Source organism: Microbacterium gorillae, assembly GCF_050990725.1.
GTDB classification, from domain to species: Bacteria; Actinomycetota; Actinomycetes; order Actinomycetales; family Microbacteriaceae; genus Microbacterium; species Microbacterium gorillae_A.
Map to the genome: position 1 here is coordinate 2,308,394 of NZ_CP158844.1, position 12,677 is coordinate 2,321,070.

Annotated in this window: 12 protein-coding genes and 1 tRNA gene; 4 read left to right on the top strand and 9 right to left on the bottom strand. The window is 67.6% G+C overall.

Features of this window, described 5'->3' with window-relative positions:
• Positions 1 to 9 precede the first annotated feature (9 nt).
• Both pdxT and pdxS read right to left on the bottom strand, forming a co-directional pair.
• On the bottom strand, positions 10 to 594 hold the full coding sequence (gene pdxT, locus ABTV68_RS10465) for a pyridoxal 5'-phosphate synthase glutaminase subunit PdxT (protein WP_433673606.1): 585 nt from the start codon (positions 592 to 594) through the stop codon (positions 10 to 12).
• A gap of 13 nt (positions 595 to 607) precedes the next feature.
• Positions 608 to 1,498, bottom strand: a complete 891-nt coding sequence (gene pdxS / locus ABTV68_RS10470) for a pyridoxal 5'-phosphate synthase lyase subunit PdxS (protein WP_433673607.1) — start codon at positions 1,496 to 1,498, stop codon at positions 608 to 610.
• 100 nt (positions 1,499 to 1,598) lie between these two features.
• On the opposite strand from pdxS, the gene ABTV68_RS10475 reads away from it, so the two are divergent.
• The gene (locus ABTV68_RS10475) at positions 1,599 to 2,921 is read left to right on the top strand and encodes an aminotransferase class I/II-fold pyridoxal phosphate-dependent enzyme (protein ID WP_433673609.1); all 1,323 of its coding nucleotides are present in this window, start codon (positions 1,599 to 1,601) and stop codon (positions 2,919 to 2,921) included.
• Between the two features lie 5 nt (positions 2,922 to 2,926).
• Positions 2,927 to 3,565: a LysE family transporter gene (locus tag ABTV68_RS10480; RefSeq protein WP_433673610.1), complete on the top strand. Its 639-nt coding sequence runs from the start codon at positions 2,927 to 2,929 to the stop codon at positions 3,563 to 3,565.
• A gap of 9 nt (positions 3,566 to 3,574) precedes the next feature.
• On the opposite strand, the gene ABTV68_RS10485 is transcribed toward ABTV68_RS10480, so the two are convergent.
• The 6 genes from ABTV68_RS10485 to ABTV68_RS10510 all read right to left on the bottom strand — a co-directional run bounded on the left by ABTV68_RS10485 (position 3,575) and on the right by ABTV68_RS10510 (position 10,538).
• Positions 3,575 to 4,675, bottom strand: a complete 1,101-nt coding sequence (locus ABTV68_RS10485; protein ID WP_433673611.1) for a hypothetical protein — start codon at positions 4,673 to 4,675, stop codon at positions 3,575 to 3,577.
• Positions 4,676 to 4,752: 77 nt separating this feature from the next.
• Positions 4,753 to 5,298 carry an HIT family protein gene (locus ABTV68_RS10490; protein WP_433673612.1) on the bottom strand — a complete coding sequence of 182 codons (546 nt, stop codon included), beginning with the start codon at positions 5,296 to 5,298 and terminating at the stop codon, positions 4,753 to 4,755.
• Entirely contained in the window at positions 5,295 to 7,214 is a 1,920-nt protein-coding gene (gene thrS, locus ABTV68_RS10495) for a threonine--tRNA ligase (protein WP_433677594.1), read from the bottom strand. The genes ABTV68_RS10490 and thrS overlap by 4 nt, the downstream gene beginning before the upstream one ends.
• Positions 7,215 to 7,441: 227 nt before the next feature.
• Positions 7,442 to 8,713 carry a low temperature requirement protein A gene (locus tag ABTV68_RS10500; RefSeq protein ID WP_433673614.1) on the bottom strand — a complete coding sequence of 424 codons (1,272 nt, stop codon included), beginning with the start codon at positions 8,711 to 8,713 and terminating at the stop codon, positions 7,442 to 7,444.
• Positions 8,714 to 8,796: 83 nt separating this feature from the next.
• Positions 8,797 to 9,465 carry a DNA alkylation repair protein gene (locus ABTV68_RS10505; protein WP_433673615.1) on the bottom strand — a complete coding sequence of 223 codons (669 nt, stop codon included), beginning with the start codon at positions 9,463 to 9,465 and terminating at the stop codon, positions 8,797 to 8,799.
• Positions 9,462 to 10,538 carry a DUF998 domain-containing protein gene (locus ABTV68_RS10510; protein WP_433673616.1) on the bottom strand — a complete coding sequence of 359 codons (1,077 nt, stop codon included), beginning with the start codon at positions 10,536 to 10,538 and terminating at the stop codon, positions 9,462 to 9,464. Before ABTV68_RS10510 ends, ABTV68_RS10505 begins: the two co-directional genes overlap by 4 nt.
• Before the next feature lie 167 nt (positions 10,539 to 10,705).
• Between ABTV68_RS10510 and ABTV68_RS10515 the strand changes: the two genes are divergently transcribed.
• On the top strand, positions 10,706 to 11,968 hold the full coding sequence (locus ABTV68_RS10515; protein ID WP_433673617.1) for an MFS transporter: 1,263 nt from the start codon (positions 10,706 to 10,708) through the stop codon (positions 11,966 to 11,968).
• Between the two features lie 39 nt (positions 11,969 to 12,007).
• Positions 12,008 to 12,538, top strand: a complete 531-nt coding sequence (locus tag ABTV68_RS10520) for a hypothetical protein (RefSeq protein WP_433673618.1) — start codon at positions 12,008 to 12,010, stop codon at positions 12,536 to 12,538.
• Between the two features lie 55 nt (positions 12,539 to 12,593).
• Here ABTV68_RS10520 and ABTV68_RS10525 read toward each other — a convergent pair.
• Positions 12,594 to 12,666 (bottom strand) — tRNA-Gly (locus tag ABTV68_RS10525).
• Positions 12,667 to 12,677: the final 11 nt, after the last annotated feature.

A 12,677-nucleotide genomic window follows, 5' to 3' on the forward strand; every position in this document is an offset into this window, starting at 1 on the left:
CCTCATACGCTAACCATCGTGACGGGCGACCTCCGCGAGGAACTGCCGATGGACACGATCATCGCCGGTGACCTCCGGATGGAAGGAGAGGCCGATCACGTTCCCCTGTCGCACGCCGACAATGGCGTCACGGACGCGCGCGATCACCTCGACTCCGGGCCCATGGGAGACCACGATCGGCGCCCGGATGAACGACACGTCAATCTCGCCCTCGACCCCGGCGACCGGGATCGACGCATCGAAGGAGTCGCGCTGGGATCCGAACGCGTTGCGACGCACCGTGACATCCAGTCCCCCGAACGTCTGCTGGCCGGGTGCCGGGTTCTCGAGCCGCTCGGCGAGCAGGATCAGCCCCGCGCACGTGCCGAGCACCGGCAGCCCCGCCGCGATGGCTTCGCGGATCGGCTCGGCCACCCCGAAGGACCGGGCGAGTCGGTCGATCACACTCGACTCCCCACCCGGCAGGACAAGTCCGTCGAGCCCATCGAGGTCCTCGACCTTCTTCACCAGCCGCACGGCCGCGCCGAGGCCCTGCAGCATCGTCGCGTGTTCGCGGACGCCTCCCTGCAGGGCCAGCACGCCGATCGTCGTCATCGCCGGGCTCGTTTCACCAGCCGCGCTCGGCCAGGCGGTGCGGCGCCGGCACGTCGGCGACGTTGATGCCGACCATCGCCTCGCCGAGGCCACGGGAGACCTGCGCGATGAGGGCCGCGTCCTGGAACGACGTAGTCGCCTTCACGATGGCGGCAGCCCGCGCGGCCGGATTGCCGGACTTGAAGATGCCGGAGCCGACGAACACACCATCCGCGCCCAGCTGCATCATCATCGCCGCATCGGCGGGGGTCGCGACGCCGCCGGCGACGAACATCACGACGGGAAGAGCCCCGGTCTCCGCGACCTCGCGCACCAGGTCGTAGGGGGCCTGCAGCTCCTTCGCGGCGACGTACAGCTCGTCGGTCGTCTTCGCCTTGAGCGCGTTGATCTCGGCGGTGATCGTGCGAATGTGGCGGGTCGCCTCCGACACGTCGCCGGTGCCGGCCTCACCCTTGGACCGGATCATGGCCGCCCCCTCGGTGATCCGGCGCAGCGCCTCCCCCAGGTTCGTCGCGCCGCACACGAACGGCACCTCGAAGTTCCACTTGTCGATGTGGTTGACGTAGTCCGCGGGTGAGAGCACCTCGGATTCGTCGACGTAGTCCACGCCGAGACTCTGCAGCACCTGCGCCTCCACGAAGTGGCCGATGCGCGCCTTCGCCATCACCGGGATCGAAACTGCCGCCTGGATGTCCGTGATGAGGTCGGGGTCGCTCATGCGTGCGACTCCGCCCTGGGCGCGAATGTCTGCGGGCACCCGCTCCAGCGCCATGACCGCGCTCGCTCCGGCATCTTCGGCGATGCGTGCCTGCTCAGCGGTGACGACGTCCATGATGACGCCGCCCTTCAGCATCTCGGCGAGGCCGCGCTTCACGCGCGTCGTTGCAGTGCGGTTCTCGGTCATGGGGACTCCTCTCGCGGCGTCGTTCGCCGCACGAACATGACAATACACGTTTTGGCATAGGCCAATTGCCCAAAGGTGGTCGGACGATAGGATCGAGCCGATGGACGACCACTTCAGCGGCCTGCGGGGCGCTACCGCCGCGGAGCTCGCGGACGAGCTGCGAACACTCATCGAACGTGGTGCCCTCGCCGCTGGTGACGCGCTCCCGCCCGTGCGCGCGCTGGCCGACCTCCTCGGCATGAACCGCAACACCGTGGTGGCCGCCTACCGTCAGCTGGCGAGCGCCGGACTCGTGGAATCACGTGGCCGAGCCGGAACGCGTGTGAGTGGGTCTGCGCGCTCTGCCCAGGAGGGTTTCGCACCCGACAGCGTTCTGCGTGACATCGGCTCCGGCAACCCCGACCCCGCGCGCATCCCCGATCCGTCGCGTGCTCTGGCCCAAGCCGTCGGAAGACCGATCCTGTACGGCGAGGCCGTCGTGGATACCGATCTCGAACGCTGGGCGCGCGAGTGGGTGGGAGCCGACCTGCAGCCCGAAGGGTTCTCGCTGACGATCACCAGCGGAGCAGTCGACGCCGTGGAGCGCCTGCTCGCGCAGGCGCTGGTGCGTGACGACGCCGTCGGACTCGAGGATCCGTGCTTCCTCGCCAGCATCCATACGGTGCGCCTCGGCGGCTACCGCGCGGTCCCCGTGCCCGTCGATGATGAGGGAATGACGGTCGCGGGACTGCGCGCGGCTCTGGATGCGGGTGTGCGCGCCATCGTGGTGACTCCGCGGGCACAGAATCCCACCGGGGCGAGCCTCAGCCCTCGTCGCGCCGCGGAGCTTCGCAGGGTGCTGGCGGATCATCCCTACGTCCTGATCGTGGAAGACGATCACTTCTCGATGCTTTCCCGTGCGCCGTATGAGTCGCTGATCGGACCCGATCACCGCCGCTTCGCTCTCGTCAGATCCGTGTCGAAGTTCCTGGGTCCCGACATGTGCCTCGCGGTCACGGCATCCGATCCCGACACGGCCGCACGCCTCGGGCTCCGCCTCAGCCCCGGAACGACCTGGGTCAGTCACATTCTGCAGCGCCTGGTGGTCGGGCTCATCACCGACGTAGAGGTACGGGAGGAGATCGCAGCGGCCGCCGACCACTACGCCGCGCGCAATGCTGAGTTCGCCGCGGCGGCGGCGTCCGCAGGGTTGCCGGCTGTCTCCTCTGACGGTCTCAACGTCTGGCTCCCGCTCCCCGTCCCCGCGCGGGCTGCGGCCGAGCAGCTGATGCGGCGCGGCTGGCTGGCGCGTACAGGTGACGAGTTCCGGCTTGCACCGTACGCGCCCTCTCACCACCTACGCCTGACAGTGCATGAGCTCGACGACGATGAGCGATCCACCCTCGTCAGCGACCTGGTGGCGTCCATCGCCGCGGCGAGCTGACCGTCGTGCAGCTCTCGCTCTGGGTCACCCTGCTCCTGGCCTGTGTCGTCATCAGCTTCACGCCGGGTGCCGGCGCCATCAACACGATGGGCAACGCGCTCAGCCACGGACACCGTCGCGCGATCTGGGGAATCCTCGGGCAGCAGGCCGCTCTCGTCGTGCACATCGCCATCGTCGCAGCCGGTGTCGGCTTGCTGGTGGCCTCCTCGCCGATCGCCTTCGCCGTCATCCGGTACGCGGGTGCCGCCTACCTCGTGTATCTCGGCATCCGGCAGATCCTCGCGAAAGTCGAGCCCGTCACAGACGAAGATGGGGCCGCTACGACACCGGCCACGCGCACCGAGTCGCGCTGGGCGATGTTCCGGCGCGGGCTCTGGGTGAACCTGCTCAATCCGAAGGCGATCGTGTTCTTCCTCGCGTTCCTGCCGCAGTTCGTCAAGCCCGACCAGCCTCAGCTGCCGCAGTACGTGATCGTCGCCGTCACGTGCATCGTCGTCGACATCGCGGTGATGTGGGGGTTCTTCGCCGTCGCGGCCCAGGGCTTCCGCCGCTTCACGCGCACCGCCCGCGGTCAGCGCACGCTGAACCGCATCTTCGGGGCGCTCTTCATCGCGGTCGGCGTGCTTCTCGCCGTTCTGCACTGAGCAGCAGCGTCACCCGTCGTAGGCCTCGTCCCACAGCGTCGACCACTGCGCTCCGTCGCTCGGGCAGATGTAGCCCATACCGAACACCATCGTCTGCGCGAGGTTCGGCTCCGCGTCGGGGTTGTCGGATTGGGCGACGAGGGCGCTGATCAGCGGTGACGTGCTCACGTGCATCGCGAAGATCGACGAGTCGACATCGTGCGCGTTCAGGATCGCGGTCTCGCACCCGTCGATCGCCAGCGCGAGCCAGATGCTGACCGCCTGAGACGTGACGGTCCCACCCTGCTGCTCGACCCAGGCCGTCTGGTCGTCGATGAACTGCTGCTGGTCCGGCGTCTTCGGCGTCAGCTCCGATCCGTCCATCGGCTGTTGCTGAGCGGCAAAGAACGCGTCACGCTCGGCGAAGACGGCGGCCATGTCGTCCTCCGCGGGGGTCGACTCCGCAACCGTCGACCAATCGCTGGGCGTGCCGGGATCCGCCGTCGGGGAAGGATCGGCCGGGAAGATCGTCACATCGGGGGTGGCAGCGATCGGGCCGCTCGGTGGTGCCAGCAGTGGCGGGATCGTCAACGCTGCGATCAGCCCGATAGCGACGACCGCTCCGCCGCCCACGAGCCAGGGCCACACCGGGCGGCGTGGTCGCGCGGCCACCGCGGTGGACGGCACCACGCCCGGCTGAACACCGTTCGGATGTCCCGGCGGGTACGCCCGCGGCACCTGCGGATACGGCGGCTGCTGTCCCCGTGGATCCTGTGCCCGCGAATACTGCGGATACGGAACCTGCGGCACCTGCCCCTGCGGATTCTGTCCCTGCGGGTACGGAGCCCGCTGCCCCTGCGGCGGATACGACCCCTGCGGATACGGAGCCTGCGGTCCCCGCGGGTACTGCCCCTGCGGATGAGGAGCCTGCGGCCCCCGCGGGTACTGCCCGGGAGGGTACGCAGCCCCCTGTCCCTGTGGGTACGGAGCCTGCGATCCCTGCGGATACTGCCGAGGCCCGGGAACCGGCGGATTCCCCTGCCCCTGCGGTGGATACTCCCCCCGCGGAGACTGCGCCGGGTTCAGCTGTCCGTCCCCCGGCTCCTGCGGTGGATACTCCCGCTCCGACATGTCGCTCCCCTGACGTCGCTGCGCGAAGCCGCGCGCAACGAATCTACCGCTGCGCGGCTCCGTGCACGAGGGCGGGGTCAGTCCTTCGGCCACCCGAGGGCGATCGTCTGACGCATCTCCCCGAGCAGCTGCGGCAGCGCCTTCGTCTTGGCGATGATCGGCAGGAAGTTCGCATCGCCGCCCCACCGCGGCACGATGTGCTGGTGCAGGTGTCCGCCGACGCCGGCGCCGGCGATCGCGCCCTGGTTCATACCGAGGTTGAACCCGTCGCAGCGGGCCACCTCACGCAGCACGCGCATCGCCGTCTGGGTGATCGCACCGATCTCCGCGACCTCTTCCTCGGTCGCCTCGTCGTACATCGCGATATGCCGATACGGGCATACCAGCAGATGGCCGGAGTTGTAGGGGAAAAGGTTGAGCAGCGCGTACGCGGTCTTGCCGCGGTGGACGATCAGCGTCTTCTCGTCGGGCCGCGTGGGCGCGTAGCAGAACGGGCAGTCCGCGACATGCGGCTCGGGTCCCGCCTCGATGTACACCATGCGGTGCGGGACCCAGAGCCGCTGGAACTCGTCGGGGACACCGACGAAGTCGGCCGCCAGCTCGAGTTCCGGTTCGTCACTCATGCGAAGTCGGACTCCGTCATGATGCGCGCGTGGTCGGCGATCGCCTTCGTGATGCGGGCGACAGCATCAGCCACCGGAACGCCGTTGAGCTGCGTGCCGTCGCGGAAGCGGAACGACACGGTTCCGGCCGCACGGTCCTGCTCACCGGCGATGAGGATCAGCGGAACCTTCGCGGTGGTGTGGTTGCGGATCTTCTTCTGCATGCGGTCGTCGGAGTGGTCGACCTCCGCGCGCACCCCGGCGGCCTTCAGCGTTCCGATGACCTCTTCGAGGTAGTCGGCGTACTGCTCCGCGACCGGCACGCCCACGACCTGAGCCGGAGCCAGCCAGAGCGGGAAGTCGCCCGCGTAGTGCTCCAGCAGGATCGCGAAGAACCGCTCGACCGAGCCGAGCAGGGCGCGGTGGATCATCACGGGGCGGTGCTTGGCGCCGTCGGGTCCGGTGTACTCCAGCTCGAACCGCTCCGGCTGGTTGAAGTCCAGCTGGATGGTCGACATCTGCCAGGTGCGACCGATCGCGTCGCGTGCCTGCACGGAGATCTTCGGCCCATAGAAGGCCGCACCACCCGGGTCGGCCACGAGCTCCAGTCCGGATTCCAGCGCCACCTCGCGAAGAGTCTCGATCGCGGTGGACCACTGCTCGGGCTCCCCGAGGAATTTCGGGTTGCCCTCCTCGTTGGTCGACAACTCCAGATAGAAGTCATTGAGACCGTAGTCGCGCAGCAGCGAGAGCACGAGGTTCAGGTTGGTGGTGAGCTCCTCGCGGACCTGATCCTGGGCGACGTAGATGTGTGCATCGTCCTGGGTCAGTCCACGCACGCGGGTGAGTCCGGACAGCGTTCCGCTCTTCTCATAGCGGTAGACGGTGCCGAACTCGGCGAGGCGCAGCGGCAGCTCGCGGTACGAACGTCCACGGGCACGGAAGACCAGGTTGTGGAACGGGCAGTTCATGGGCTTCAGGTAGTAGTCCTGGCCCTGACGCGTGATGTTGCCCTCATCGTCGACGACCTCGTCGAGGTGCATCGGGGGGAACATGCCGTCCGCGTAGGTCTGCAGGTGACCCGACGTCATGAAGAGATCCTTCTTCGTGATGTGCGGGCTGTTCACGAGGTCGTAGCCGTTGCGCAGCAAGTGCTTGCGCAGGTTCTCCTCGATCTCGTACCGGATGATGCCGCCCTTGGGGTGGAAGACCGCGAGCCCCGATCCGATCTCGTCCGGGAACGAGAACAGGTCCATCTCCACACCGAGCTTGCGGTGATCGCGACGCTCTGCCTCAGCGATGCGCTCCTGGTAGGCGCGCAGCTCGTCCTTGGTGGGCCAGGCGGTGCCGTAGATGCGCTGCAGCTGCGGGTTCTTCTCGGATCCGCGCCAGTAGGCGGCGGCCGTACGGGTGAGCGACCAGCCGTTGCCGACCATGCGCGTGTTCGGCACGTGCGGACCCCGGCACAGGTCTTTCCAGGCCACCTCGCCGTCCTTGCGGACGTTGTCGTAGATGGTGAGCTCGCCCTCGCCGACCTCGACATCGGCACCCTCGGCGCCACCGCCCTTCAGGCCGATGAGCTCGAGCTTGAACGGCTGATCGGCAAGCTCAGCGCGCGCCTCGTCCTCGGTGACCACACGGCGCACGAAGCGCTGGCCCTCACGGATGATGCGCTGCATCTCCTTGTCGATGACCTTGAGATCCTCGGGCGTGAACGGGTTCTCCACACCGAAGTCGTAGTAGAAGCCGTCGGTGATCGGCGGGCCGATCCCGAGGTCCACCTGCGGGTTGAGCTTCTGCACGGCCTGCGCGAGAACGTGGGCCGTCGAGTGCCGCAGGATCGCGAGGCCTTCGGGGCTCGAGATGATGATCGGCTCGACGACATCGGTCTCGGTGACGACCGTGGCGAGGTCCTTCTGCTCGCCGTTCACGTGCATGGCGACGACGGAACGATCGGTGAAGAGGGCGAATCCGTCACAGGGATAGGACGGCTGGGGGTTCTCAGACACGAAGATTCTCCAGTTAGCAATGGATGTCGGCAACTCAGCTTCGGACGCTCCCGCGCCCCGCCCGCTCAGGCCTGGGTCGTTCGCGTGCCGGTGACCGCGAGCACGACGAAGTCATCGCTCGTACGAGTCAGCCGGGCGAAATCCATGCGACGAGTCTACGCCCCGACGGTTCGCCCCACTGCCACGGCACGACGCAGCTGGGCGTCGACGCCGCGCCACCCTCCGGTCTCGTAAGCGATGACGACGCCGACGGGCCCTGCCAGCAGGACGAGCAGGCACAGCCACAGCGGGAGTCCGGCGACGGCGAGGACGATCGCCAGCGCCGGCAGCAGCACACCCGGCAGCTGCAGTCCGATGTTCTTCGTGGGCTCGCGTGTAAGCCAGGCATGGAGGCCGTAGAGGGCGAGGCTGTAGACGATGACGGAGACCGCCAGAGCGACGATGACCGTGACCGTCGGCATGTGCACTTCGGGATCGAAGACGTACCCGATCAGGTGAAGGCTGGCGCCGACAGCGGCGATCGCAAGGAAGATGATGGCGTGCGCGTAGCCCCACACGAAGGCGCGCTTGCGATGCACCTCCAGGATCGGAGCCGACGGCAGCAGGAAGTAGGTCCACCAGAGGGCGAAAGTCATCGCGATTCCCGCCGCGATGACGACGATCGAGTTCGCGCTCCAGCCTTCTTCGGCCGTCACCTCCTGAGCCGCGGCGATGGTGCCGATGACGGTCTCACCGAGGGTGATGATCGCGAGCAGGCTGTACCGCTCGGAGATGTGGTGCGGGTGCCAGGGAGTGCCGCCGTTCGCCGACCGGCGCTCGGCGACAATCGGTCCCCCGAGCTCCACGACCCAGCACAGTGCTGCGGCGATGAGGGTGGCGACCAGCGTCATCGGAACCCAGGCGACGATGATCCAGCCGACCTGGGCGATCGCGATGAAGACCACATACGTGAGCGCAGTGGTCCGGTGTTCCGGGTTGCGTGCGGCGCGCAGCCACTGCCCGATCATCGCCACGCGCATGACGATGTATCCCGCAACGAGCACTTGGTTGTTCAGCTGCTCGCCGTGCTCCAGGGATTCGAACATCGGTGCCAGGCCGATCGCCAGCACGATCACGCCCGCCATCTGCAGCATGGTCATCAGGCGGAACGCCCAGTCATCCGTGTCGAAGGCGGATGCGAACCACGAGTAGTTGATCCAGGCCCAGATGATCGCGGCGCCGCCGAAGGCGAATGCACCGAGCGCGGGCATGACCTCCCCGATGGCGATACCGTGCGCGAACTGTGTCCCCAGCACGCCGAATGCGGCGGCGAAGACCAGGTCGAACAGTAGCTCCAACGGCGAGGCCACCCGCCCGTGCTCCGTGGTGCTGCGTCCCAACATCCGGCTGAGGCCGTGCCGGTAGAAACCCTCAGTGTGATCGCTCATGCGTCCCCTCCCGGCGAATATCGTGGCCTTCCGCGAACCACCGCGCAAGGCGACACGGGCATTGTGATCACACTGGTCCCGGTTCAGAGGTGCTTGGACGCCTCACGCACACTGAGCGGACTCAGCGCGGAATGTTCTGCGAGGAACGCTTGGACCCACTCCGGATCCACCCGTGCCGCCTCGCGCAGAGCCCACCCGATCGCCTTGCGGATGAAGAAGTCACGATCGGCGACGTTGGCCTCGATCGTGTCCGCGAGCAGCTGCCGGTCCACCCGCTCGCGTCGGCCCAGCTGGCTGAGGATCGCCAGCCGACGGATCCAGAGGTTCTCATCCGCCATCCACTCGCGCACCACCGCGGACATGGCAACAGCGTCCGCGTCCAGCAGCTCGGCGACACGGTGCGCCAGCTCGTCGGTGATGTCCCGCCACTGGCCGCTGCGCACGAACTTCTCGACAAGAGGAAGGATCACGGGATCGCCGCGATGGGGCCGAAGCGCAAGCAGCGCGAGAGCGGCGTACCACTGCTCGCGAGCGACAGCCCCGTCCCAGAGCCGTACCGCCGCGTCGCGGAGAACAGCAGAATCGCGAGTCCCTCGCGCAGCGTCAGTGGCGATGCGCCGAGCGCGCGGCACGGGAACCCCGAAGAACGGCAGCGCCGATTTCATGTACTCCTGCTGCCGCGGCGCACGCTGCGGATCGCTTTCGGCCCGCAGTGCCGCCGTGATCGCTGCGGCGAGCTCCGCGCCACTCATACGACCTGCTCGACGGCAGCAGCGTCGGGTGTCGTGTCGCGCACCAACGCGTCGATCGCGCGAATCAGGAGCAGGATCCACGTGAACACCAGCCCGCCGGCGACGATCTCCACCGCGGTGAGGGTGTAGTAGCCGACGACGAAGAAGAGCACGAGGCCTGCGCTGATCCCGAGGAACGTCCATCCCAGTACGACGAAGGAACGCGCGATACCGGGAATCCACCGGGCGATCATCACGATCATGCCGGCGAACACCACCAGCATGCCGCTCGCGAAACCCGTGTGCACGAGGAACGAGACATTCACCGGGATGAGCCCGACCACCATCAGACAGCACCCGATGACGATCAGCCCGATGCGCACGTTACGGGTGCCGCGCGGGTCGCGCGCCCAGAGTCCGCGCGTCGCATAGCGGGCGAGAGCGGTGACGAGCACACCTGCCACGATCACCGTCAGGTTGAACAGACTCGACGACGTCTCTCCCACCATGCCGAGCGCGGACAGATTGTCCTCCCACCAGTGCGGATCGTCCGCGGACAGCGTTGCGGCCAGCACGCCTTGAACCAGGAACACGGCGAGGATCAGAGCGAACTGGGTGAGATCGAGCTGTGATGCCGAGATGAAGACGACGTAGCCAGTGATCGCCGCGACAGATGCGGCGATCAGCGCGGACGGCACCGTGTAGACATCCGCATCGACGAACCCGCGCGCCAGGATGTCGGCGACGAGCGACCATGACAGCGCGGCGATGACGCCATACGCCAGTGCGAGCGCGATGCCGTCCACGATGTCGAGGAACCTCGGGCGCTCTCGGGTACGGAGGTAGTCGAGCCACGATGCCAGAGCGAAAGCCAGGACGGCGACCACAGCTGCTGTCACCGCGGCGAACTGACCGATCGAATCCGCACCGGCGATGGGAACGGTGCGGAAGGCGAACGTCACCAGCGCCAACAGCCCGGCGATGACTCCGCCGCTCGCCGCCGCGAGCAGCGCGATGGCCTCGATTCGCTGCAGACTCGGCTCGGCGATGGCCGTTCGAAGCCAGCGCCAACCGGCTCGGATGCGCGTTCTCACACGACGAGCGTACTGGCGCGATTTCCTGGTATGGGACGCACAAACCTGCACCCGGTAGACTGGTGCCGTTGCATCCCCCGCGGCCATGCAACCTGACACCCGGTGTATCTACCTCCGCCCCTGGCGGCACGGCGGCACAAGCCGCGCCGAAACTCCCAGGAGAAACGATGTCAGACACGGCTCAGCCGGCGTCCGCGCCGTCCGATGCATCCACCACTGCCCCGGCAGCCAACCTGATCCGCGCTGCGGGGCTGGCCTACTTCCCCGTCGCCTTCCTCGCACGGCTTCCGTTCGCGATGAACGTGGTGGGAGTCCTCACGCTGGTCGTCGCCGCACGCGACTCCCTCACCCTCGGCGGGCTCACCTCAGCGGCGGTCGGGCTCGGCACCGCCCTCATCGGCCCCCTGCTCGGTGCGGCAGCCGATCGCTACGGCCAGCGACCGGTGCTCCTGGCCGCCGGCATCGGCAACAGCCTGGCGCTGCTCCTCATGGCGTGGGTGGCGTTCGCTCCGGTGGCCGATCCCTGGGTGCTTGTCGTCGCGATCCTGGTGGGAGCCACCGCCCCGCAGGTCTCCCCCATGTCCCGTAGTCGACTCGTCTCGATCATCGATCGTCGAATCGAGCGCTCTCGTCGTGCGAAGACCCTATCGGCGACGCTCGCCTACGAGTCGTCCGCCGACGAGATCGTCTTCGTCTTCGGGCCCGTACTGGTCGGGCTCCTCGCCACGACGCTGAACCCCGCGGCACCGATGATCGGCGCAGCAGTCCTCACCCTCGTGTTCGTGGGTGCGTTCGCCCTGCACCCATCCGGACGAACCTCCACGCACGTCGACGCCGACGTCCCCCTCGTGCAGGCACCCGTCGCGGAGTTGTTCCACCCGCGCGTTCTCGTGCTCGTGGCGGGAGTCCTCGGCATCGGCTTCTTCTTCGGCTCGACCCTCACCTCCCTCACCTCGTTCATGGTGGACGCGGGCAACAAGGAGGCCGCCGGCCTGCTCTACGGCGTGATGGGCGTCGGCTCCGCGATCCTCGCGCTCGCGGTCGCGGTGTTCCCCGCGCGCTTCACACCCCGCTATCGCTGGCTGGTGTTCGCGATCATCCTCGTGGGTGGCGCAGTGCTGATCGCGTCGGCACGCACGGTGGAGCAGATGATCTGGGCGCTTGCCGTCACGGGCATCGGGATCGGCCCGCTCATCGTCACGGTGTACACGTTCGCGGCAATGCGCACTCCCGTTGGTCGCAGCGCGACGCTGATGACGATGGTGGGATCGGGAGTGATCGTGGGTCAATCGTCGTCGTCCGCCATCGTGGGGACGCTCGCAGACGAGCAGGGCACGGCTCTCGCGCAGTGGTCGCCGTTCGTCGCCGCCGTCCTTGTTCTGCTGTGCGCGCTGGTGAACATGGCGCTGTCGCGCGGCGACCGACGCTGACACACCCCCGCAGCACACCTGATTTCGTACAATGGGCGCATGAGTCAGCACGGTGAGCTCCTCGCCGCCGACGATGCGCTGCGCGAACTGCAGCACGAGGCGGACTTCGCGCACGCGCGTCATGGACGGCTGTACGCGGACGCGCTGATGCACTATCACGATCAGCTCTCGGCGCTGCTGACCCAGGCGTTCGACGAGCAGGCGCGGTCCAACGACCTCTCCCTCCCCAAGCGCGACCGACTGGGCTTGCAGCGTCACGCAGCGGAGATCGCGCGCGTGATCGTGACCGATGTGGAACGCGTTCGTGAGGAGTACCGGAAGCTCAGCAGTCGCGCCGTACCGTCGGATTCCAGCGGTCGCGCTCTGGTCGACTCCGTGGTGGTCACCGGCCGCATGCAGGTGTCGGCGTGGTGGAACGGTCACGCGCACCTCGCGACTCCGGCCGCGACGGCGGTCGCCGCACAGAAATGGGAGAGCTTCCGCCCGGTGCCGCGATGGGTCCCGTACGCGGCGGGTGCCGGAGTCGTCGCTGCCGGCGCTTTCCCCATCGCCTCGATCTTCCTGCTCTGATCAGGACGTCGACACAACGAGAAACGGCCCCTCATCTCGAGGGGCCGTTCTGCTGAGCGGATGACGAGACTCGAACTCGCGACCCTAACCTTGGCAAGGTTATGCGCTACCAACTGCGCTACATCCGCATGCCGTCTTG

Coding starts and splice junctions, on each gene's coding strand:
- ABTV68_RS10505 (WP_433673615.1), bottom strand. CDS start 9,465: ATGAGTGGCGCGGAGCTCGCCGCAGCGATCACGGCGGCACTGCGGGCC.
- ABTV68_RS10490 (WP_433673612.1), bottom strand. CDS start 5,298: ATGAGTGACGAACCGGAACTCGAGCTGGCGGCCGACTTCGTCGGTGTC.
- ABTV68_RS10520 (WP_433673618.1), top strand. CDS start 12,008: ATGAGTCAGCACGGTGAGCTCCTCGCCGCCGACGATGCGCTGCGCGAA.
- ABTV68_RS10475 (WP_433673609.1), top strand. CDS start 1,599: ATGGACGACCACTTCAGCGGCCTGCGGGGCGCTACCGCCGCGGAGCTC.
- pdxS (WP_433673607.1), bottom strand. CDS start 1,498: ATGACCGAGAACCGCACTGCAACGACGCGCGTGAAGCGCGGCCTCGCC.
- ABTV68_RS10485 (WP_433673611.1), bottom strand. CDS start 4,675: ATGTCGGAGCGGGAGTATCCACCGCAGGAGCCGGGGGACGGACAGCTG.
- ABTV68_RS10500 (WP_433673614.1), bottom strand. CDS start 8,713: ATGAGCGATCACACTGAGGGTTTCTACCGGCACGGCCTCAGCCGGATG.
- thrS (WP_433677594.1), bottom strand. CDS start 7,214: ATGCACGTGAACGGCGAGCAGAAGGACCTCGCCACGGTCGTCACCGAG.
- pdxT (WP_433673606.1), bottom strand. CDS start 594: ATGACGACGATCGGCGTGCTGGCCCTGCAGGGAGGCGTCCGCGAACAC.
- ABTV68_RS10515 (WP_433673617.1), top strand. CDS start 10,706: ATGTCAGACACGGCTCAGCCGGCGTCCGCGCCGTCCGATGCATCCACC.